This is a genomic window from Kitasatospora sp. NPDC097643, from assembly GCF_040302625.1.
Lineage (GTDB): Bacteria > Actinomycetota > Actinomycetes > Streptomycetales > Streptomycetaceae > Kitasatospora.
Genome location: NZ_JBEOSA010000022.1, coordinates 16,205 through 35,325, shown reverse-complemented (window position 1 = coordinate 35,325; position 19,121 = coordinate 16,205). Strand labels below are relative to the sequence as shown.

Here is a 19,121-nt window from a genome sequence, read left to right as displayed (position 1 = left end):
GGCCCTCACCGAACTGCGTCGCCTCAGTCCCGGACGCTCCAGCCGCTCGCCCGCAGGGCCACCGTGAGCGGCTTGACCGCCCCCGGTGCGACCGACAGCTGGACGAAGCCGACCTGCTGCCCGGTCGAGTGCTCGATGACGACGTCCTCGATGTTGACCCCGGCCGCACCGACCTCCCCGAACAGCCGGCCCAGCTCGCCGGGCTGGTCGCCGAGGACGACCGCCACCGTCTCGTAGCGGGTCGGCGGGGCGCCGTGCTTGCCGGGGATACGGGCCTGGCCGGTGTTGCCGCGCCGCATGACCGCCGCGATGCCGGCCGCACCGGCCCGGCGCTCGCCCTCCTCGGCGGCGTCCAGGGCGCGCAGCGCGGTGACGGTGTCGCCCAGGTCCGCGGCGACCTCCTCCAGGATGTCGGCGACCGCGCCCGCGTTGGCGGAGAGGATGTCGACCCACATGGCGGGGTTGGAGGCGGCGATCCGGGTGACGTCCCGGACGCCCTGGCCGGAGAGCCTTATGGCGGTCTCGTCGGCGTGCTCCAGCCGGGCGGCGACCAGCGAGGACACCAGCTGCGGGGCGTGCGAGACCAGGGCCACCGCACGGTCGTGCGCGGCCGCGTCCATCACGATCGGCATGGCACCGCAGAGCGCGACCAGCTCCAGGGCCGCGTTGAGGGTCTCGGTGTCGGTGTCCGCGGTGGGGGTGAGCACCCAGGGGCGGCCCTCGAAGAGGTCGGCCCGGGCGGCCAGCGGGCCCGAGCGCTCGCGGCCGGCCATCGGGTGGCTGCCGATGTAGTGGGCGGTGTCGCAGCCGAGCGCGGCGACCTCGCTGCGCGGACCGGCCTTGACGCTGGCGACGTCGGTGTACCAGCGGGCCAGGTTCCGGCGCTGGCAGTCCGCGAGCACCTTGCCGACCAGGGCGGGCGGGACGGCGATGATCGCCAGGTCGACCGGGCCGTCGGCCGGTTCGATGGTGCCCGCGCCGAGCGAGGCGGCGGTCCGGGCGGCGTCCGGGTCGGCGTCCTCCAGATGGACGGTCAGCCCGCGGCCGGCCAGGGCGAGCGCGGCGGAGGTGCCGATCAGGCCGGTACCGACGACGACGGCAGTGCGCATGGCGGGTGGCGCTCCTTCTCGGGTTGCGGGACCGGTCGGCACGCCCCCGGAACGGCTGGGAACGCACGGGCCCCATCCTCTCGCATCCGTCCCACCGCCGGGGGCACCGCCCACCCCTCGGTCGGTCGGCCGTCCGGACCGCCCCGACCACCACCCCGACGGCAACCGCAGCGCCCCCGCGCCCGTCCCACAGAAGGCGTACCCGCCGCGCCCGGGGAAATCCGGAGACGCCCGCCCCGAAGCCCGGCAGACTGGCCGCCCAAGGAGGACGGGCGTACCCGTCGGCAGCGCGGCACCACGGGACGCAGCACGGCAGCGGAGCACCACAGCCACCACAGCGGCAGAGCGGCAGCGCAGCAGGGACGTGACGCCGCAGACGCCGCACGCAGACGCGAACAAAGGGGTTGCGCATGGACGATCAGCACAGCAACGGGGCCGGGCAGCCGAAACCACCGGCCGTACCGGCCCACCCGTCGGTCCTCGACTCCGTCGTCGTCTACGCCGAGGGCGCGGTCTGCCGCCGCCGGGCCACCGTCCCCCTCCCGCCCGACGGCCGACTGCGGCTGACCGGCCTGCCGTCCTCGCTCGACGGCCGCTCGCTGCGCGCCCGGGTGCTCGCCGGCCCCGCCGGCACGGCGGTCACCGAGGCGCGGCTGGAGTTCGTCGCCGAGTTCCACGACCCGACCGAGCTCTCCCGGCTCCGCCGTGAGCTGGACGAGTCCGGGGAACGCCTGGGCGCCCTCAACGAACGCCACCGGCTGGTGCTCGCCGCGATCACCGAGACCAGCGCCCTGCGCGCCGTCCCGCCGCAGCGGCGGCGCGACGAACCGCTGCGCCGGACGCCCGCCGACGCCTGGCTGGAGCTCGCCGACTTCGTCGACGAGCGTCTGGCCGGGCTTCAGCAGCGCGCCGAGGAGCTCACCCGGGAGATCGAACTCGTCGAACACGAACGGGATGTGGTCTTCGAGCAGCTGGAGCGCGAATCCACCGCGGGCCCGTCCCGGCCGGTGGAGACCGCCGCCACCGTCCGGCTCACCCTGAGCACCCCCACGGCCACCGACGAGGCGCCCGCACCCGAGGCCCCCACCGACGGGACCCCCGCCCCCGGGACCACCACCCACCTCGACATCGAGCTGGAGTACGGCGTCCCCGCCGCCCGCTGGGTGCCCGCCTACCGGCTGTCCTACCGGCAGGGCTCCGACACCGGCCGACTCGTCCTGCGCGCCAGCGTCGCCCAACAGACCGGCGAGGACTGGACCGGCGTCCGCCTCGCCCTCTCCACCGCCGACCTCGACCGCCGCACCGACCTGCCCCGGCTGCGCTCGCTGCGGATCGGCCGCAGTCAGCCCGCCCCGCCGCCGTCCGGCTGGCGCGAGCCCCCGGCCGGCCTGACCGACCTCTTCGCCGGCTACGACGCGGCCGGCCCCCGCCCCGAGCCGCCCGTACGCGCCTGGGGTGCGGTCGCCGGCGCCGTCCGGGCCCCGGGCGGCGCGGCCCCGGCAGCGGCGCCGAAGCCCCTGGTCGGCCCCGCCGGTTCCGCCCCTCGCACCCGCGTCAGCGGGGTCGGGGGCGCCCGCCCCGCCGGCCCGCGCGGCGGCACCCTGGACGTCCACGAGGTCGACGACGAGTTCCCGGCCCCGCTCCCGGCACCCCCGCCGGCCGCTCCGGTGGCCCCCGGCTTCGCCGGCTACGGCGCCCCGCAAGCCGCGCCGGCCGCGTACGGCGCTCCGCCGCCCGCCCCCACCCCCAAGGCGGCCTTCGCATCCCGCCACCGCCGCGGCGCGCACGCAGCCGGCACCCCCGAGGAGCGGCTCGCCGGCTTCGCCCCCGACGCCGCCCTGCTCGACTACCCCGACCTCGTCCTGGCCGGCCCCGACGAACCCGCCGCCCGCCGTGGCATCCTGCGCCAGGCCGCCCTCGACGCGTCCCCTTTCGCTACCCGGACCCCGGCCCCGGCCGGCGAGCGCCTCCACCGCCTCCAGCTCCCCCGCCACGCCGTCCCGCCGCGCGAGTCGGCCGGCTCCTTCGACCACCGCTTCGACGCCACCGCCCCCGCCGACATCCCGTCCGACGGCGTCTGGCACACCGTCACGATCGACGAGATCCCGGTCTCCGTCCGCCCGGAGTACGTCACCGTCCCCTCCGTCGAGGAGAAGGTGTACGCCACCCTGGTGCTCGCCAACCGCACCGACCGCGCCGTCCTGGCCGGACCGGTCGAGGTCACCGTCGACGACGAGTTCCTGCTCACCGCCGCCCTGCCGACCCTCGCGCCCGGCGGAATGCGGCGCCTGGGCATCGGTGTGACCGAGAGCATCGAGGTGGCGCGCCGCACCGAGCTGCACGAGTCCACCGCGGGCATCCTGAACGGCAGCACCGTGCTCGACCACCGGGTGCACGTCCAGCTGGCGAACCGGCTGGGCCGCGCCGTCACCGTGGAGGTCCGCGAACGCGTGCCGGTCACCTCCGACGCCGAGATCCGGATCGAGGAACGTGCCGACTGGCACGCCCCGACCGTCTCGACGCCGGACTGCCCGCCCAGCACCCGGCTCTGGCGGGTCGAACTGCCACCGGGCGGCCGCACCGAACTGGCCGGCGGCTACCAGATCAAGATCCCGGCCGATAAGGCCATCGTCGGCGGAAACCGGAGGAACTGAACGATGACCGGAGTCACCACGCCCCTCCCCGTCACCGCCGTCACCTGCCTGGAGGACCGGAGCCAGGTCGAGCGGACCGCGACCGTCGACCTGGCCGCCGGCGTCCAGCGGCTGCGCCTGGGCCCACTCACCGCGCTCGCCGTCGACCGCACCCTGCGTGCCGAGAGCGGCACCCCCGGCGTCCGCGTCCTGGACGCCCGGATCGTCCGCAGCTGGACCCCGCGCACCCCGCTGCCGCCCGGCCCGGACGACTCCGCGCTGCGCCACCGGCTGCACGAGCTGGAGACCGAGACCCGCCTCGCCGAACAGACCCGCGCCCGGCTGGACGCCCGGCTGGCCCTGCTCGCCCAGCTCTCCGCCGACCTGCTGCGCGAGGTCGGCGAGGGCGCCGGGATCGGCGAGATCGAACGCACCCGCTGGGCCCGCGAACTCGACCGGGTGGACGCCGAACGCGAACGCCACGGCGAGGAACTGCGCGCCACCCGCTCCCGGCTGCGCCGCCTGGAGGAGGAACGCTCCCAGGCCCTGATCGCCCGCGACCAGGCCGAGGAGGAGCCGGTCGAGCTGGTCGCCCACCTGGAACTCACCGTCGAGGCGGCGCAGCCGGGGCCGGCCGGGCTGACCGTCACCCACCTGGTGCCGTGCGCGCTCTGGCGCCCGTCCTACCGGGCGACCCTGGACGGCGACGGCCTGCGGCTGGAGTCCGAGGCGGTGGTCTGGCAGCGCACCGGCGAGGACTGGGCGAGCGTCCGGCTCACCTTCTCCACCGCCCGCTCGGCCCTCGCCACCGACCCGCCCGCGGTCGCCGAGGACGTGCTGATGCTGCGCGCCCGCACCACGGAGGAGCGCCGCACGGTCGAGGTCGAGCTGCGCGAGGAGGCGATCAGCGAACTCGGCCCGGCGGCCGGGGTGCCGGGGGTGGACGACGGCGGCGAGGTCCGGGTGCTGCCCGCGCCCGCGCCGGCGACCGTGCCCTCCGACGGCCGGGCGCACCGGGTGCCGCTCGGCGGCTTCACCGGACCGGCGGGCAGCGAGTACGCCTGCGCACCCGAGCTGTCCCCGCTGGTCACCCAGGTGGTCCGGTTCCGCAACGCGGCCGGGCACCCGCTGCTGGCCGGACCGGTCGAGCTGGTCCGCGGCAGCGGCTTCACCGGCCGGGGCGAGCTGCGCTTCACGGCGGCCGGTGCCGAGGCCGAACTGGCCTTCGGCAGTTCGGACGGCTACCGGGTGGTCCGCGAGACCGAGGAGCGGCAGGCCACCGGCGGCCTCACCGGCCGCCAGACCACCACCCGCACGGTGCGGCTGCACCTGTCCCGGTTCTCCGGCCCGGAGGAGCGGGACGAGCAGGTCGTCACGGTCCGCGAGCGGGTGCCGGTCTCCGAGGTGGCGGCGGTCGAGGTGCGGCTGCGCAAGGAGGAGTGCTCCCCCGCCCCGGACGCCTTCGACGCCGAGGGCATCGTCCGCTGGGACGTGCCGCTCGGCCCGGGCGCCCGTCGGACGGTCACCCTGGTGTACGAGATCTCGGCCTCCGCCAAGGTGGCCGGGCTCTGACGCCGCCTCGCACCGGCTCCGGACTCCCGATGCCTCAGCTACCCGACGCTTCGGACACCGGCCCGCTCGTGACGACCGCTCAGGACCAAACCGGGTACAACAGGAACATGATCCTCCATCTCGCTCCCCTGGACGACTGGCTGGCCGACCCCGGTCGGCCGTACGCCGCCGCGTCGCTGCTCACCGACGGGTTCATCCACTGCTCGGCGGACGAACAGACGGCGCTCGCGGTGGCCAACGCCTTCTTCGCCGACGCTCACGACCCGCTGATGGTGCTGCTGATCGATGAGTCGTTGGTGGAGCCGATGGTCAAGTGGGAGGCCCCGCACGGCGCACCGCCGCCCGGGGCCACCCCCGGCGTGCTGTTCCCGCACATCTACGGGCGGCTCAACCGCTCCGCCGTGCGCGGCCTGCAGAAGGTCGAGCGCGGCCCGGACGGCCGCTGGGCGACGCTCCTCCCCTGGAGCTGAGCCCCCCGCATCCCCTTTCGGGCTACTGCCCGGGGATCACAGCCCAGGGGTCACAGCCAGCCCCGCTCCCGGGCCGCCATGCCGGCCTGGAAGCGGGTGGTGGCGCCCAGCGACCGCATCAGGCTCTGCAAGCGGCGCTGGGTGGTCCGGGCGCTCCAGCCCAGCGACCGGGCGATCGACTCGTCGGTGAGGCCGGCCGCCAGCAGCCCCAGCAACTTGCGGTGGTCGGCCTCCGGCTCCAGCCCGCCGTCCCCGGTACCGATCGCGGCCTGGAGCTGCACGGCCCGCTCCCACTCCGCCTCGAACAGGGTGTCCAGCGCCTGGAGCAGCGCGGAGGGGTGGATCACGTACGCGGCGTCGAGGACGCTGTCGCCCACGCTGATCGGGATGATGGCCATCCGGTCGTCCGACATGATCATCTTCATCGGCAGCACCGGCCGGACCCGGGCCTCCTCGCCGTCCGCGACGCCGACCAGGATGTTCTGCTCCAGCCGCCCGGGCCAGGCCACCGCCTCCCGGTCGTAGATGGTCCGCAGCCGCAGCCCCTCCTTCAGCCGACGCCGTTGCAGCGGGATGGGCGCCACCGGGTCCTGGATGTACGGCGGGCAGTCGAAGCCGCGCACCTGGTACTGGCTGGTCTCGGTGATGTGCTCCAGCCGCTGGGCTATCGCCTCACCGCCGGTCAGCACCTCCACCGAGTGCGCCGGGTCGGTGTAGCGGGAGGCCTCCCGGAAGGCGTCCATCAGCCGGTGCATCTCGGCCCGCGCGTGGCGCAGTTCGGACTCGCGGTGCCCGATCAGGGTGCCGATCGCGACATCGGGGGCGACCGGCAGGTAGCGGTGCCGGTCCACCGGCGCCCGGGTCGCCATGCCCTGCTGCGCCAGCCGGTCCAGCGCGCGCACGCTCTGCTGGGGCGTCAGGCCGCAGCTCGCGGCGAGCTCCTCGGCAGTGGACTGCGGGTTGGCCACCAGCGCCGCGTAGACCTGCCCGTCCGGCTCGGCCAGTCCCAGTGCGCTGAGTGGTGCATCGGACACGACGCCGTCTCCCCGTCCTTCCGCCCCAGCGCCCGTGCTGGCGCAGTCCCGCCACTCGGCAGGTGGTGGCCCGGTGGCCATCCTCGGCCACGGATCATGACGCTGACAAGGCCGTGACCAGCGGTGCGGCCGGATTCACAGCCCATCCCCGCCGAAATGCCGAGGGCCTCCCCGCCACTCGGCGGGGAGGCCCTCAACAGAAGCATCCGGGAGCGAATATGTAGACCGGTCCAGAGATGCCGTTTTATACCGACCGGTCTACAGAATCCATCGGATCCGACGGAAATAGACCGACCGGTCTACAGATTGCTCCCGAGCAGCCGGCGAATATACCGACCGGTCTACAGACCTACAGGCCGACCTCGCGCATCAGCTGCCCCACCTCGGGGTTGGTCAGCCGACGCAGCCAGCCCGACTTCTGGTCGCCCAGCGCGATCGGGCCGAAGTGCGTGCGCACCAGCTTCTCGACCGGGAAGCCCACCTCGGCCAGCATCCGGCGGACGATGTGCTTGCGACCCTCGTGCAGGGTCACCTCGACCAGGTAGTTCTTGCCGACGTTGGAGATCACCTTGAAGCTGTCGGCCCGGGCGTACCCGTCCTCCAGCTCCACGCCCTGCGCCAGCTGCTTGCCCAGGTCGCGCGGGATCGGCCCCTGGATGGCGGCCAGGTAGGTCTTGGTCACGCCGTACCGGGGGTGGGTGAGACGGTGGGCCAGCTCGCCGTGGTTGGTGAGCAGGATGATGCCCTCGGTCTCGGTGTCCAGGCGGCCGACGTGGAACAGCCGGGTCTCCCGGTTGGTCACGTAGTCGCCGAGGCACTGGCGGCCGTCCGGGTCCTCCATGGTGGAGACCACGCCCGCCGGCTTGTTGAGCGCGAAGAACAGGTACGACTGGGTGGCGACGGTCAGCCCGTCCACCTTGATCTCGTCCTTCTGCGGGTCGACCCGCTTGCCCTGCTCGGTCACGCGCTTGCCGTTGACCTCGACCCGGCCCTGCTCGATCAGCTCCTCGCAGGCGCGACGGCTGCCGACGCCGGCCCGGGCCAGCACCTTCTGCAGGCGCTCGCCCTCGGGCTCGCCGAAGGTCTTGGGCAGCTTGACGGCCGGCTTGTCGTGCCGAGCGAGGACGGCGTCCTCGATCTTCGCCTGGAGCTCGCGCGAGCGCTGCGGCTGACGGCGCGGGTCGCCCGGGGCGCCCTGGCCCTCACGGCGCGGCCGCGGAGCCGGTCCGGGGCGCCGACCGGCGTACCCGCCGCGGGCCGGGGTGGCGTTGGGGCCGCCGCCGTACTCGGGGCGGTCGTACTTGCGCTCCTCGGGCCGCAGCGGACGGTCCGGGTACCGGCGGTCGTCGCGCCGGTCGTCGCGGCGGTCGTCCCGCCCGTACGAGCCGGAGCCGCCGCGCGAACCCGAGCCACCGCCGTACGAACCCGAGCCACCGCGCGACCCGGAGCCACCACCGTACGAACCTCCGCGCGAGCCCGAGCCCGAGCCGCCGCGGCCGCTGCCGCCGCCGTAGGAGCCGCCGCCCCGGCCCCCGCCCTGTCCGCCGCGGCCGCTTCCGCCGCCGCTGCTGTTCCTGCCGTTGCCACTGCTACGCATCAAAGTGTCCGTACGTCGTTCCGTCTGGGATGTGCGGTCGTTTCGGCCGACCTCACCGCCCCCTACCGATCGGGCGCAGCCCGACCGGCCTCGCCACTGCCGTCCGCGGCCTGCACGGCAGCGGCGGCGACCGCCTCCGCGATCATCGTGCCCTCCAGGGACTCCGCTTCCACGTCGTCGACCTCGGGCAGGAAGGGAGCGAGCTCCGGCAGCTCGTCCAGGCCGCGGAGCCCCATCCGTTCCAGGAAGTAGTTCGTCGTCCGATACAGGATCGCACCTGTTTCGGGCTCGGATCCGGCCTCTTCCACCAGTCCTCGCTGTACCAGGGTACGCATCACGCCGTCACAGTTCACACCACGGACGGCGGAAACCCGGGATCTGGACACCGGCTGCCGGTAGGCGACGACCGCCAGGGTCTCCAGCGCGGCCTGGGTCAGCCGGGCCTGCTGGCCGTCCAGGAGGAAGCGGTCGACGGCCGTCGCGCAGGTGTCCCGGCTGTACATCCGCCACCCGCCGGCGACCAGCCGCAGGTCGAACCCCCGTCCCTGGGCGGTGTATTCGGCGGACAGCTCGCGCAGCGCGGCGGCCACCACCGCACGGGGACGCTCCAGCACCGCGGCCAGCCGTTCCTCCCCGGCGGGCTCGTCGACGACCATCAGGATCGCCTCCAGCTCCGCCTTCAGCCCGGGTCCGGCCGGCCCGGCCACCTCCGAAGCCGGCTCCGCACCGGAAGTCGACGGAGCCGACTTCTGGTGCACCACCCGCGCCTCGGCCTCCACCGACACGGCCGCCGATCCAGCCACCGCCCCGGCCGCCGACTCCGCCACCGGCCCCGCCACCGACCCCGCCGCGGGCCCCACCGGCTCCGGCAGCAGCTCGAAGGCCGGCTCCAGCCACTCCTCGGCCCGCGGCTGCCCCGGCAGCCCGAGCGGGCGCCGCACCGGCCGTCCGCCGCCCTCGTTCCCGCCGGCACCCATCAGCGCCCGCCCTCCTCCGCCACTCGAACCGCCACTCGAACCGCCGCCCCGCCCACAGAGCCCGCCGAACCCACAGAGCCCTCGGATCCCGCAGAGCCCACGGAGCCCGCCGAACCCGCAGCCCCCTCCGCCTCCTCAGCCCCCACCGCCCGATCGAACTCGTCCGTGACCTCGACCACGCCCCGGTCCGGCTCCGCCACCCACCGCACCAGCAGCTCCCCCAGTGCCTCCGGCTGCTCGAACGCGAGCACCCGCTCCCGGTACAGCTCCAGCAGCGCCAGGAACCGTGCCACGACCACCAGCGTGTCCGACGCGTCCGCGACCAGCCGCTGGAACGACGCCTCGCCCAGCCCGGTGAGCAGCCCGACCACCAGCCCGGCCTGCTCCCGCACGCTGACCGGCGGGCTGTGGATGTGGTCCACGTACACGACCGGCTTCGGCTTGGGCTCCATGGCCTTGGCCGCGAGCTGGGCGAGCCGCTCCGGGCCGATGGTGATGACCACCTCGGGCAGCAGCTCGGCGTGCCGGGGCTCCAGCCCGACGGTGCGCGGCCGTCGCAGCAGCTCGGCGGCCCAGCGCTCGCCGAACAGGGCCGCCGCCCGCTTGTACGCCCGGTACTGCAACAGCCGGGCGAACAGCAGGTCGCGCGCCTCCAGCAGGGCGAGGTCCTCCTCGTCCTCGACCTCGGCCGCGGGCAGCAGCCGGGCGGCCTTGAGGTCGAGCAGGGTGGCGGCGACGACCAGGAACTCGGTCGCCGCGTCCAGGTCCCAGTCCGGGCCCATGGCGCGGATGTGCGCCATGAACTCGTCCGTGACGGTGGCCAGCGCCACCTCGGTGACGTCCAGCTTGTGCTTGGCGATCAGGCCGAGCAGCAGGTCGAAGGGGCCTTCGAAGTTGTCCAGCCGCACCCGGAAACCGCCCCGCGACGGGGGTTCGGTCGCGTTCGCGACGGTGGCGGGCGGTTCGGCGGTGCTCGGCATGACGGTCCATCTTCACCCGCCGCCGCCGACCGCCCCTCCCCGGGGGCCGCCGACACGCCGCGCCCAGGACGTCCACGCCCCGCCGCAGGAGCTCTCCGAAGCCCAGGGCCTCACCGAGGACCCACCAAGGCCTCCAGGAGGCCGCCCACGGCCCCACGACCCCACAGCCCCGCGAAGGCTCCACGGCCCTACGAAGGCCCCACGGCCCCACGTGAACCCCACCCGGCCTCCCACGAGCCCCCGGCCCCCAGGAGCACCGCTCAGCGGCCGCGCAGCCGCCGGACCAGGATGGAGGCCTCGCCCCGCTGCTCCAGGTCCGCCAGGACGACCGCGATGGCCTCCCGGACGATCCGCCCGCGGTCCACGGCCAAGCCGTGCTCGCCGCGCAGCACCAGCCGGGTGTGTTCGAGGTCCATGAGCTCCTCGGCGGAGACGTACACGGTGATCTTCTCGTCGTGCCGCTCGCGCCCGCTGGGGCGGCGCGGCGCGCGGCCGCGCGGGCGGGGGCGCCCGGCTGCGCCCGGCTGCTCCTCGGCGGCGCCGGCGTGCTGGCGGGCGCCCGGCGCGGTGGCGGCGCCACGACCGCCCGCGGCGGCCTTCCCGACCGCCGCAGCGGCCGATGCGGCGGCCTGCGCGACCCCCTGGGCCCCGGCCCCGGAACCGGCTCCGGCGGCGGGCCGCTGGACGGCCGGCTGCGCGGGCACCGGCACGGTGCCCGACTGCTGTTCCTGGGACGCCTGGTGCCCGGCCTCGCCGGCCCGTCGGCCCTCCTGCACCCGCCGACCGTCCTGCACGCCCTGCGTGCCCTGGACGCCCGACGCGCCGTCGACGCCCTCGGCGCCGTCCGTGCCGTTGACGGTCCGCGCGGTCTCCGGTCTGGATGCCTCGGCGGCCGGACGCGGCGCGAGGGACGGCGACAGCGCCATCCCGCCGGTGGTCCGGAACAGCTCGTCGGCACCCGGGAGACTCACTCGGCGGGGCGGCACCGGTCGAGCACCTCCCTGGCGAGCTGGCGGTAGGCGGCGGCGCCGACCGAGTTGGTGGCGTACGTGGTGATGGGCTCGCCGGCGACGGTGGTCTCCGGGAAGCGCACGGTCCGCCCGATGACGGTGTGGAAGACGTGCTCGCCGAACGCCTCGACGACCCGCGCCAGCACCTCACGGCTGTGCACGGTGCGCGAGTCGTACATGGTGGCGAGGATGCCGTCGAGGCGCAGCTCGGGGTTGAGCCGCTCGCACACCTTCTCGATGGTCTCGATGAGCAGGGCGACGCCGCGCAGCGCGAAGAACTCGCACTCCAGCGGGACGATGACGCTGTGAGCGGCCGTCAGCGCATTGACCGTCAGCAGGCCCAACGAGGGCTGGCAGTCGATGATGACGTAGTCGTAGTCGGGCAGCAGCGGCTTCAGGGCGCGCGCCAGCGCGGACTCCCGGGCCACCTCGCTGACCAGCTGCACCTCGGCGGCGGAGAGGTCGATGTTGGACGGCAGCAGGTCCATGCCCGGCACGGCCGTCTTGAGCAGCACCTCATCGGCCGTCAGGCCCCGCTCCATGAGCAGGTTGTAGACGGTGACGTCGAGTTCCATCGGGTTCACCCCGAGGCCGACGGAGAGCGCGCCCTGCGGGTCGAAGTCGACGAGCAGCACGCGGCGGCCGTACTCGGCGAGCGCCGCGCCCAGGTTGATGGTCGACGTGGTCTTGCCGACGCCGCCCTTCTGGTTGCACATGGCGATGATCTGCGCGGGGCCGTGCTCGGCCACCGGCGCGGGGATCGGGAAGTACGGCAGCGGGCGGCCGGTCGGGCCGACCCGCTCGCGGCGCTGGCGCGCGGCGTCGGGGGCCAGCGTGGCGGCGTACTCCGGGTCCGGCTCGTACTCGGCGTCCGGGTCGTCGTAGGCGCCGTAGGCGAACTCGCCGTAGGCCAGGCCGTAGGCCGCCAAGTCGGCGTCGTGATCGGTCACCGTGGTCACCTGTGCTGTGTTCTGGCGTGCTTCGAAGGTACGGAGTGCGACCGAGCCGACCTCGGCCGAGCCCACGGAGGGCTGCCGGGCCCCGGGCTCCTCACTCGGCTGGCCGGCGGTGCGCTCCGCCAGTCCTGGCTGACCACCCCCGGGAGCAAATGTCGACTCATTCACAAGTCGTCTTACCTCCTTGGGCATCCAGGACTCTATGTCGATTCGTCAGCGTGGCAGCATGCCGACGGTTTGCGACTCTAGGCCGTTCAAGGCGTTCGCAGCAACACAATCCACGGTAGTGGGCAGGATGTGTCGACTATCGGGCGGGCCGATGTCAAGGGATGGTGGGCCGTTGGCCCTAACGTTTCTGCGCTGGGGTGACACGACCGACGGAAATTGACGACAGAGCGACCTGTCCGGGTCACCCGCCGTTCACCGACCCGCGATTGGGCATGGCGAAGCCCCCGGCCCGAGGGGAGCGGGCCGGGGGCGAAACGCCAGGTTAGACCGGGATCACCCGCACTCAGGCGAGCACGCTCTCCAGCGTCACCGACTCCAGGCCGAAGGCCTCGGCGACGGCCGGGAAGGTGATCTGGCCCTCGTGCACGTTCAGGCCCTTGGCGAGCGCCGGGTCACGACGCAGCGCCTCCTTCCAGCCACGGTTGGCCAGCTCGACGACGTACGGCAGCGTCGCGTTGGTCAGCGCGTAGGTGGAGGTGTTCGGGACGGCGCCCGGCATGTTGGCCACGCAGTAGAAGACCGAGTTGTGGACCTGGAAGGTCGGCTCGGCGTGCGTGGTCGGACGGGAGTCCTCGAAGCAGCCGCCCTGGTCGATGGCGATGTCGACGAGCACGGAGCCCGGCTTCATGCGGGAGACCAGTTCGTTGGTGACGAGCTTGGGGGCCTTGGCGCCCGGGATCAGCACGGCGCCGATGACCAGGTCGGCCTCGATGACGGCCTTCTCCAGCTCGAAGGCGTTGGACATGATGGCCTTGATCTTCGTGCCGAAGATGCGGTCGGCCTCACGCAGCTTGTTGATGTCGCGGTCGAGCAGGGTCACGTCGTAGCCCATGCCGATGGCGATGGTGGCCGCGTGCCAGCCGGAGACGCCACCGCCGATGACGACGGCCTTGGCCGGGTGGGTGCCGGGCACGCCACCGGGGAGCACGCCACGGCCGCCGGCCGGACGCATCAGGTGGTACGAGCCGACCTGCGGGGCGAGACGGCCCGCGACCTCGGACATCGGGGCCAGCAGCGGCAGGGCGCCGTTGGCGGTCTGCACGGTCTCGTACGCGATGGCGGTGGTGCCGGACGCGACCAGCGCGTCGGTGCCGGCGCGGTCGGCCGCCAGGTGGAGGTACGTGAAGAGGGTCTGGCCCTTGCGCAGACGGTGGTACTCCTGGGCGATGGGCTCCTTGACCTTGAGCAGCAGGTCGGCGGTGGCCCACACCTCGTCGGCGGTGGGGAGGATGGTGGCACCGGCGGCCACGTACTCCTCGTTGGGGATCGAGGAGCCGACACCGGCGTTGTCCTCGATGTAGACCTCGTGTCCGTTGCGGACCAGCTCATGCACGCCGGCGGGCGTGATGGCCACGCGGTACTCGTGGTTCTTGACCTCGCGGGGGATGCCGACCTTCACGGCTAAACACGTCCTCTTGCCATGGGGGTCCCTACCGGAGAAGACCGGCGGGCGACGCGCACGGGGGGAAGCCTCCGGAACACACCGGGGCATGGATCGCTGCGCGACTGAGTTCGAGTGTAATGAAGCCCAGTCGGCGTGTCAGCCTTCCAAAGTGAATAATTTTGCCGGACGCATTGGCAGGTTCGTAGGCTTCCCTAGCGATCTTCCCGCCAAAGGCGCCTGAACCGGGCATCTTCGACAATACCCCCGAAACACCCCTCACCACCCGGCGTCGACGCGTTCCCGCAGGTCCGCGAGGGCGGCCCCGACGGCCTCCCGGCCGTGCTCGTCACCGAGCCTGCGCAGCACCGCCAGGGCGGCCCGGTACTCGCGTTCGGCCTCGTCGAAACGGCGCTGCGCGGTGTGCGCCTCGGCCACCCGCGCGAGCAGCCGCGCCTCGGCGGCGTGGTCGCCCAGCGACTGGCGCAGGCCGAGCGCCCGCCCGTACCAGTCGGCGGCGCGCACCGCGTCGCCGAGCGCCCGGTGACAGCCGGCCGCGCCCTCCAGGGCGCGTGCGCAGAGCGGTTCGTCGTCGGCCGTCCGGGCGTGTTCCAGGGCGGCCCGGTAGTGCGCGGCGGCCTGTTCCCAGCGGCCCGCGCCGACCTGGAGGTCGCCCAGGTTGAGCAGCGCGGCCGAGGCCCGGCGGGGCTTGCCGTGCCGCTCGGCGACGGTCAGCACCAGCTCGTGCAGCCGGTAGAGGTCGGCCGGGGCGGCGGCGCCGGTCAACGGCAGCGCCCGCAGCAGTGCGGTGACCAGCCGCCCGGCCGAACCGTCCAGGTCGCCCTGGCCGATCGCGTCGGCCACCGCACCCAGCAGCAGGTCCCGTTCGCCGAGCAGCCACTGCCGGGCGTGTGCGGCCGAGGTCAGCCGCAGCGCGGCGGGCAGCGGCTCCGGGCCCGGACCGCCCGCCGGGTCGAGCAGGGCGCGGGCCGAGTCGGTGAGCCGGACCAGGCGCTCCAGCAGCCGGGCCCGGGCCAGCTCGGTCTCGGCCGGCCGGTCCTCCTGCTCGCGCAGCCGGACGAGCCGCGGGTAGAGCCGGCCGGGCACCCGGTAGCGCGGGGTGCCGTCGGCGGCCGGCGCCTCCGCGCCGAGCAGCTCGCGTTCGGCCAGTGCGGCCAGGGTGGCGGCCGCCTCCGGCGCCGGGCAGCCCACCAGGGCGGAGGCGGTGCGCGGGTCGGCGGTCTGGGCCGGGGCCAGGGTGAGCATCCGCAGCATCCGCGCCTGGGCGGGCGTCAGCGTGGCGTACAGCAGGGTGAACGCGCCGACCAGCGGGTCGCTGTCCGGCACGGGCACCGGCTCGGCGGGCTCCGGGCCGGGCTTCACCCAGGCCGCCGGGTCACCGGCCGGAGCCGCGGCGACCGGCTCCGCGCCGTCCGCCTTCGTCCCCTTCCCCTTCTCCTTGTCCTTGTCCTTCTCCTTCTTCTTCTCGGCACCCGAACCCGGACCCGCGCCCGCCCCGCCCCGCCCCGCCGGCCCGGACGCCCCCGCGGTCCCCGACGGCTTCCCGCCCCCGGCCGACTCCTCCCCCACCACCCGGGCGAGCTCGCGCGCCGCGTCCGTGACGGCCCGCTTCGGGTCGCCGCGCAGCCAGCCGGCCATCAGCCGCAGCGCCGCGGGCCGGGCGGCGCAGGCCTCGGCGAGGTCGGCACCGCCGACCGGGTCGCAGGAGATCCGGGTGCCGCCGACCAGGTCCGCGAGCAGTTCGGCGGAGGCCGTCCGGTCCAGGCCGCCGAGGATCACCGGGTCGATGTCCTCGATCCCGGTGAGCGGCCCGGCGGTGGTGGCCAGCACCAGGCAGCCCGGCTCGTCGGCGAGCAACGGCCACAGCTGCCCGGCGTCGCGGACGTCGTCCAGCACCAGCAGGACCTTGCGCCCGGTCAGGGCCGCACGCAGCGCGACGCAGGCCGGTTCGTCCCGGCCGTCCTCGGTGGTGCCGGGCAGTGGCACCGGCGCCTCGGGGTCGAGTTGTTCCAGCAGCAGTCGGGCGGCCCGGGCGGGCGGCACCCGGCCGCCGTCCGGGGCGGACAGGCGCGCGAAGAGCACGCCGTCCGGGTGGTCGGCGGCGGCGGTGCGGGCGAAGCGCGCGGCGAGCGCGGTGCGGCCGGAGCCGGGGCGCCCGGCCAGCACGAGCACCGGGCTGCGGCCGGTGGCCGGACGGGCGGCGGCGGCCCGCAGCGCGGCCAGTTCGGTGCGCCGCCCGACGAAGAGGGTGGGGCCGGCCGGCAGCCGCTCCAGGCCGGGAACGGCCCCGGCGGGCGCGCCGGGGCCGGGGTCCATCGTCGCCGTCTTCCTCGCCACCCGTGCCACTCCCGACGTCATCCGGCTCAGCGGAGGCGGCCCGGGACGGGCGCCCTGTCTGCGAAGCGTAGTTCGACCGTCCGGCTCCGCAGAGGTGACATCCGGTCGTACGAACCGGTAAATCACCCCCGCGGATCAAACGCGGGACGCCAACAGTCCGGTCAGGCCTCGAACGGCCGGGCCGGCCACGGCGAGTCCGCCGGGCGCAGCGCGTCCAGCCCGTCCGGGCCGGTGAGGGCGGCGTGCACGGCGAGGGTGCCGGTGACCAGGGTCGGGTTGTGCAGCTGCCCGGCCTGGATGAGCCGGATCAGCTCGGGCACCGGCACCCGGGCGACCTCGATCTCCAGCTCCTCGCCGTGCGCCGCGTAGCGGTCGCCCTCGGCCTCCGAGAGGTCGGTGGCGAGGAACATCCGCAGCGCCTCGTCGGTGCCGCCCGGGGAGGTGTAGTAGTCGGCGAGGATCCGCCAGGTGTCGGCCTTGCAGTGGGCCTCCTCGTACAGCTCGCGCTGGGCGGCGTGCCAGGGGTTCTCGCCGGGCACGTCGAGCAGGCCGGCCGGCAGCTCCCACAGGCGCTGGCGGACGGGGTGGCGGTACTGGCGCAGGATCAGCACCCGCTGCTTGTCGTCCAGGGCGAGGACGGACACGGAGCCCGGGTGGGTCTGGTAGTCGCGGCGGGACCAGCTGCCGTCGGGCATCCGGACCTCCTCGCTGCGCACTCCGGTGACCCTGCCCTGGAACGGCGTCCGGCTCTCCCGGACCTCCCACTCCTCGGCCACGTCGGCGATCACCAGGTCGCTCTGCTCGTCCATCGCTCTCCCCTTTTCGTCAGTACGACACAATCTAACGCCGAACGGCGGCCCCGCGGGAATCGCGGGGCCGCCGTCCGGTGAACGACCGACGATTACTCGGCAGTGGCGGTCTTGATCTCGATCGCGGCCTTGACCAGGCCCGCGAACAGCGGGTGCGGGCGGGTCGGGCGGGACTTCAGCTCCGGGTGGGCCTGGGTGGCCACCAGGTACGGGTGCACCTCGCGCGGGTACTCGACGTACTCGACCAGGTCGCCCTTGGGCGATAGGCCGGAGAACTGCAGGCCGGTCTTCTCCAGGTCCGCGCGGTAGGCGTTGTTGACCTCGTAGCGGTGGCGGTGGCGCTCCTCGACGTACTGCTCGCCGCCGTAGACCTCGCGGACGATCGAGCCCTCGGCGAGCTTGGCCGGGTAGAGGCCCAGGCGCATGGTGCCGCCCAGGTCGCCCTTGCCGTCGACGATGGCCAGCTGCTCGGCCATGGTGGAGACGACCGGGTGCTTGGCCGCCGGGTCGAACTCGGTGGAGTTGGCCTCGGGCAGGCCGGCCAGGTTGCGGGCCGCCTCGATGACGACGCACTGCAGGCCCAGGCACAGGCCCAGCAGCGGGACCTTGTTCTCGCGGGCGTAGGTGATCGCGCCGACCTTGCCGGTCACGCCGCGGTCGCCGAAGCCGCCGGGGATGCAGATCGCGTCGACGTCGCCCAGCTGCTCCTGCGCGCCCTCGGGGGTCTCGCAGTCGTCCGAGGTGACCCACTTGATCTCGACCCGGGCGTTGTTGGCGAAGCCGCCGGCGCGCAGCGCCTCGGTCACCGACAGGTAGGCGTCCGGCAGGTCGATGTACTTGCCGACGAGCGCCACCTTGACGATGTGCTGCGGCTCGTGCACGCGGCGCAGCAGGTCGTCCCAGGTGGTCCAGTCCACGTCGCGGAACGGCAGGTCGAGCCGGCGCACCACGTAGGCGTCCAGGCCCTCGCCGTGCAGGACCTTGGGGATGTCGTAGATCGACTTGGCGTCGATGGCCGCGACCACGGCCTCCTCGTCCACGTCGCACATCAGCGAGATCTTGCGCTTGATGGCCTGCGGGACCTCGCGGTCGGCGCGCAGCACGACGGCGTCGGGCTGGATGCCGATGTTGCGCAGCGCCGCGACGGAGTGCTGGGTGGGCTTGGTCTTGAGCTCGCCCGAGGGGCCGATGTACGGCAGCAGGGAGACGTGCACGAAGAACACGTTGTCCCGGCCGACCTCGTGGCGGACCTGGCGGACGGCCTCCAGGAACGGCAGCGACTCGATGTCGCCGACGGTGCCGCCGACCTCGGTGATCACCACGTCGACGTCCTCGGTCGCCATCCGGCGGATCCGGGACTTGATCTCGTTGGTGATGTGCGGGATGACCTGGACGGTGTCGCCCAGGTACTCGCCGCGGCGCTCCTTGGCGATGACGGTGGAGTAGACCTGGCCGGTGGTGACGTTCGCCGAGCCGTGCAGGTTGGTGTCCAGGAACCGCTCGTAGTGGCCGATGTCCAGGTCCGTCTCGGCGCCGTCGTCGGTGACGAAGACCTCACCGTGCTGGAACGGGTTCATGGTGCCCGGGTCCACGTTGAGGTACGGGTCGAGCTTCTGCATCGTGACGCGCAGGCCACGGGCCTTGAGCAGGGCACCGAGGCTGGAGGCGGTGAGGCCCTTGCCGAGCGAAGAGGCGACACCCCCGGTGACGAAGAGGTGCTTGGTCGTCACGGCGCGGCCGTTCGCTGCCTTGCCGGAATGGGGCTGTGCCAAGAGGGGGCTCCCGTGGGTCGCGTGTCGAAGGTGACGTGGGCGGGATGCTCTCCGGCTCGCCGTGCGACGGGAGTGTGGTGTGGTGCACGGCACTCGGAGGGTCGTCGATTCGGCTGGTCCGGGGCGTTTGATCCCACCGGTCCACGGGATACCAGGGTATCAGTGACCCGGGCGGGACGCCTTCCGGCCCGCTCGTGCCGGCTCCGGCGCGTGCGCCGGGCGCACCACCGGCGCA

General features: G+C 74.2%; 14 protein-coding genes. 3 read left to right on the top strand and 11 right to left on the bottom strand.

Annotated elements, in window-relative coordinates:
- Positions 1–23: 23 nt before the first annotated feature.
- Positions 24–1,109 carry a prephenate dehydrogenase gene (locus ABTY15_RS16535; RefSeq protein WP_350587701.1) on the bottom strand — a complete coding sequence of 362 codons (1,086 nt, stop codon included), beginning with the start codon at positions 1,107–1,109 and terminating at the stop codon, positions 24–26.
- Between the two features lie 410 nt (positions 1,110–1,519).
- Here ABTY15_RS16535 and ABTY15_RS16530 point away from each other — a divergent pair, with 410 nt between their 5' ends.
- The 3 genes from ABTY15_RS16530 to ABTY15_RS16520 all read left to right on the top strand — a co-directional run bounded on the left by ABTY15_RS16530 (position 1,520) and on the right by ABTY15_RS16520 (position 5,784).
- Positions 1,520–3,763 carry a DUF4139 domain-containing protein gene (locus tag ABTY15_RS16530; RefSeq protein ID WP_350587699.1) on the top strand — a complete coding sequence of 748 codons (2,244 nt, stop codon included), beginning with the start codon at positions 1,520–1,522 and terminating at the stop codon, positions 3,761–3,763.
- Between the two features lie 3 nt (positions 3,764–3,766).
- Entirely contained in the window at positions 3,767–5,314 is a 1,548-nt protein-coding gene (locus ABTY15_RS16525) for a mucoidy inhibitor MuiA family protein (protein WP_350587697.1), read from the top strand.
- Between the two features lie 107 nt (positions 5,315–5,421).
- The gene (locus ABTY15_RS16520; protein ID WP_350587683.1) at positions 5,422–5,784 is read left to right on the top strand and encodes a DUF952 domain-containing protein; all 363 of its coding nucleotides are present in this window, start codon (positions 5,422–5,424) and stop codon (positions 5,782–5,784) included.
- Between the two features lie 50 nt (positions 5,785–5,834).
- On the opposite strand, the gene ABTY15_RS16515 is transcribed toward ABTY15_RS16520, so the two are convergent.
- The 10 genes from ABTY15_RS16515 to pyrG all read right to left on the bottom strand — a co-directional run bounded on the left by ABTY15_RS16515 (position 5,835) and on the right by pyrG (position 18,886).
- Positions 5,835–6,818 (bottom strand): helix-turn-helix domain-containing protein, encoded by a 984-nt coding sequence (locus tag ABTY15_RS16515; protein ID WP_350587677.1) that lies wholly within the window; start codon positions 6,816–6,818, stop codon positions 5,835–5,837.
- A 349-nt stretch (positions 6,819–7,167) separates the two neighbouring features.
- On the bottom strand, positions 7,168–8,415 hold the full coding sequence (locus ABTY15_RS16510) for a pseudouridine synthase (protein WP_350587670.1): 1,248 nt from the start codon (positions 8,413–8,415) through the stop codon (positions 7,168–7,170).
- Between the two features lie 62 nt (positions 8,416–8,477).
- Positions 8,478–9,071: an SMC-Scp complex subunit ScpB gene (scpB, locus tag ABTY15_RS16505; RefSeq protein ID WP_350588738.1), complete on the bottom strand. Its 594-nt coding sequence runs from the start codon at positions 9,069–9,071 to the stop codon at positions 8,478–8,480.
- Positions 9,072–9,391: 320 nt separating this feature from the next.
- Entirely contained in the window at positions 9,392–10,372 is a 981-nt protein-coding gene (locus ABTY15_RS16500; RefSeq protein ID WP_350587669.1) for a segregation and condensation protein A, read from the bottom strand.
- Positions 10,373–10,632: 260 nt separating this feature from the next.
- Entirely contained in the window at positions 10,633–11,343 is a 711-nt protein-coding gene (locus ABTY15_RS16495) for a hypothetical protein (RefSeq protein ID WP_350587660.1), read from the bottom strand.
- A complete protein-coding gene (locus ABTY15_RS16490) occupies positions 11,340–12,407 on the bottom strand; it encodes a ParA family protein (RefSeq protein WP_502893521.1) in 1,068 nt (355 codons plus the stop codon). Before ABTY15_RS16490 ends, ABTY15_RS16495 begins: the two co-directional genes overlap by 4 nt.
- 442 nt (positions 12,408–12,849) lie before the next feature.
- Positions 12,850–13,965 carry an alanine dehydrogenase gene (ald, locus tag ABTY15_RS16485; RefSeq protein ID WP_350587636.1) on the bottom strand — a complete coding sequence of 372 codons (1,116 nt, stop codon included), beginning with the start codon at positions 13,963–13,965 and terminating at the stop codon, positions 12,850–12,852.
- A 261-nt stretch (positions 13,966–14,226) separates the two neighbouring features.
- Positions 14,227–16,305: a tetratricopeptide repeat protein gene (locus ABTY15_RS16480; protein WP_350587628.1), complete on the bottom strand. Its 2,079-nt coding sequence runs from the start codon at positions 16,303–16,305 to the stop codon at positions 14,227–14,229.
- A gap of 161 nt (positions 16,306–16,466) precedes the next feature.
- Positions 16,467–17,114 (bottom strand): NUDIX domain-containing protein, encoded by a 648-nt coding sequence (locus ABTY15_RS16475; RefSeq protein WP_350587623.1) that lies wholly within the window; start codon positions 17,112–17,114, stop codon positions 16,467–16,469.
- A 92-nt stretch (positions 17,115–17,206) separates the two neighbouring features.
- On the bottom strand, positions 17,207–18,886 hold the full coding sequence (gene pyrG / locus ABTY15_RS16470; protein ID WP_502893517.1) for a CTP synthase: 1,680 nt from the start codon (positions 18,884–18,886) through the stop codon (positions 17,207–17,209).
- Positions 18,887–19,121: the final 235 nt, after the last annotated feature.

Excerpts from the sequence above, each read along its gene's own strand:
- ABTY15_RS16535 (WP_350587701.1), bottom strand. The coding sequence starts at position 1,109 with ATGCGCACTGCCGTCGTCGTCGGTACCGGCCTGATCGGCACCTCCGCC.
- ABTY15_RS16530 (WP_350587699.1), top strand. The coding sequence starts at position 1,520 with ATGGACGATCAGCACAGCAACGGGGCCGGGCAGCCGAAACCACCGGCC.
- ABTY15_RS16525 (WP_350587697.1), top strand. The coding sequence starts at position 3,767 with ATGACCGGAGTCACCACGCCCCTCCCCGTCACCGCCGTCACCTGCCTG.
- ABTY15_RS16520 (WP_350587683.1), top strand. The coding sequence starts at position 5,422 with ATGATCCTCCATCTCGCTCCCCTGGACGACTGGCTGGCCGACCCCGGT.
- ABTY15_RS16510 (WP_350587670.1), bottom strand. The coding sequence starts at position 8,415 with ATGCGTAGCAGTGGCAACGGCAGGAACAGCAGCGGCGGCGGAAGCGGC.
- scpB (WP_350588738.1), bottom strand. The coding sequence starts at position 9,071 with ATGGTCGTCGACGAGCCCGCCGGGGAGGAACGGCTGGCCGCGGTGCTG.
- ABTY15_RS16500 (WP_350587669.1), bottom strand. The coding sequence starts at position 10,372 with ATGCCGAGCACCGCCGAACCGCCCGCCACCGTCGCGAACGCGACCGAA.
- ABTY15_RS16475 (WP_350587623.1), bottom strand. The coding sequence starts at position 17,114 with ATGGACGAGCAGAGCGACCTGGTGATCGCCGACGTGGCCGAGGAGTGG.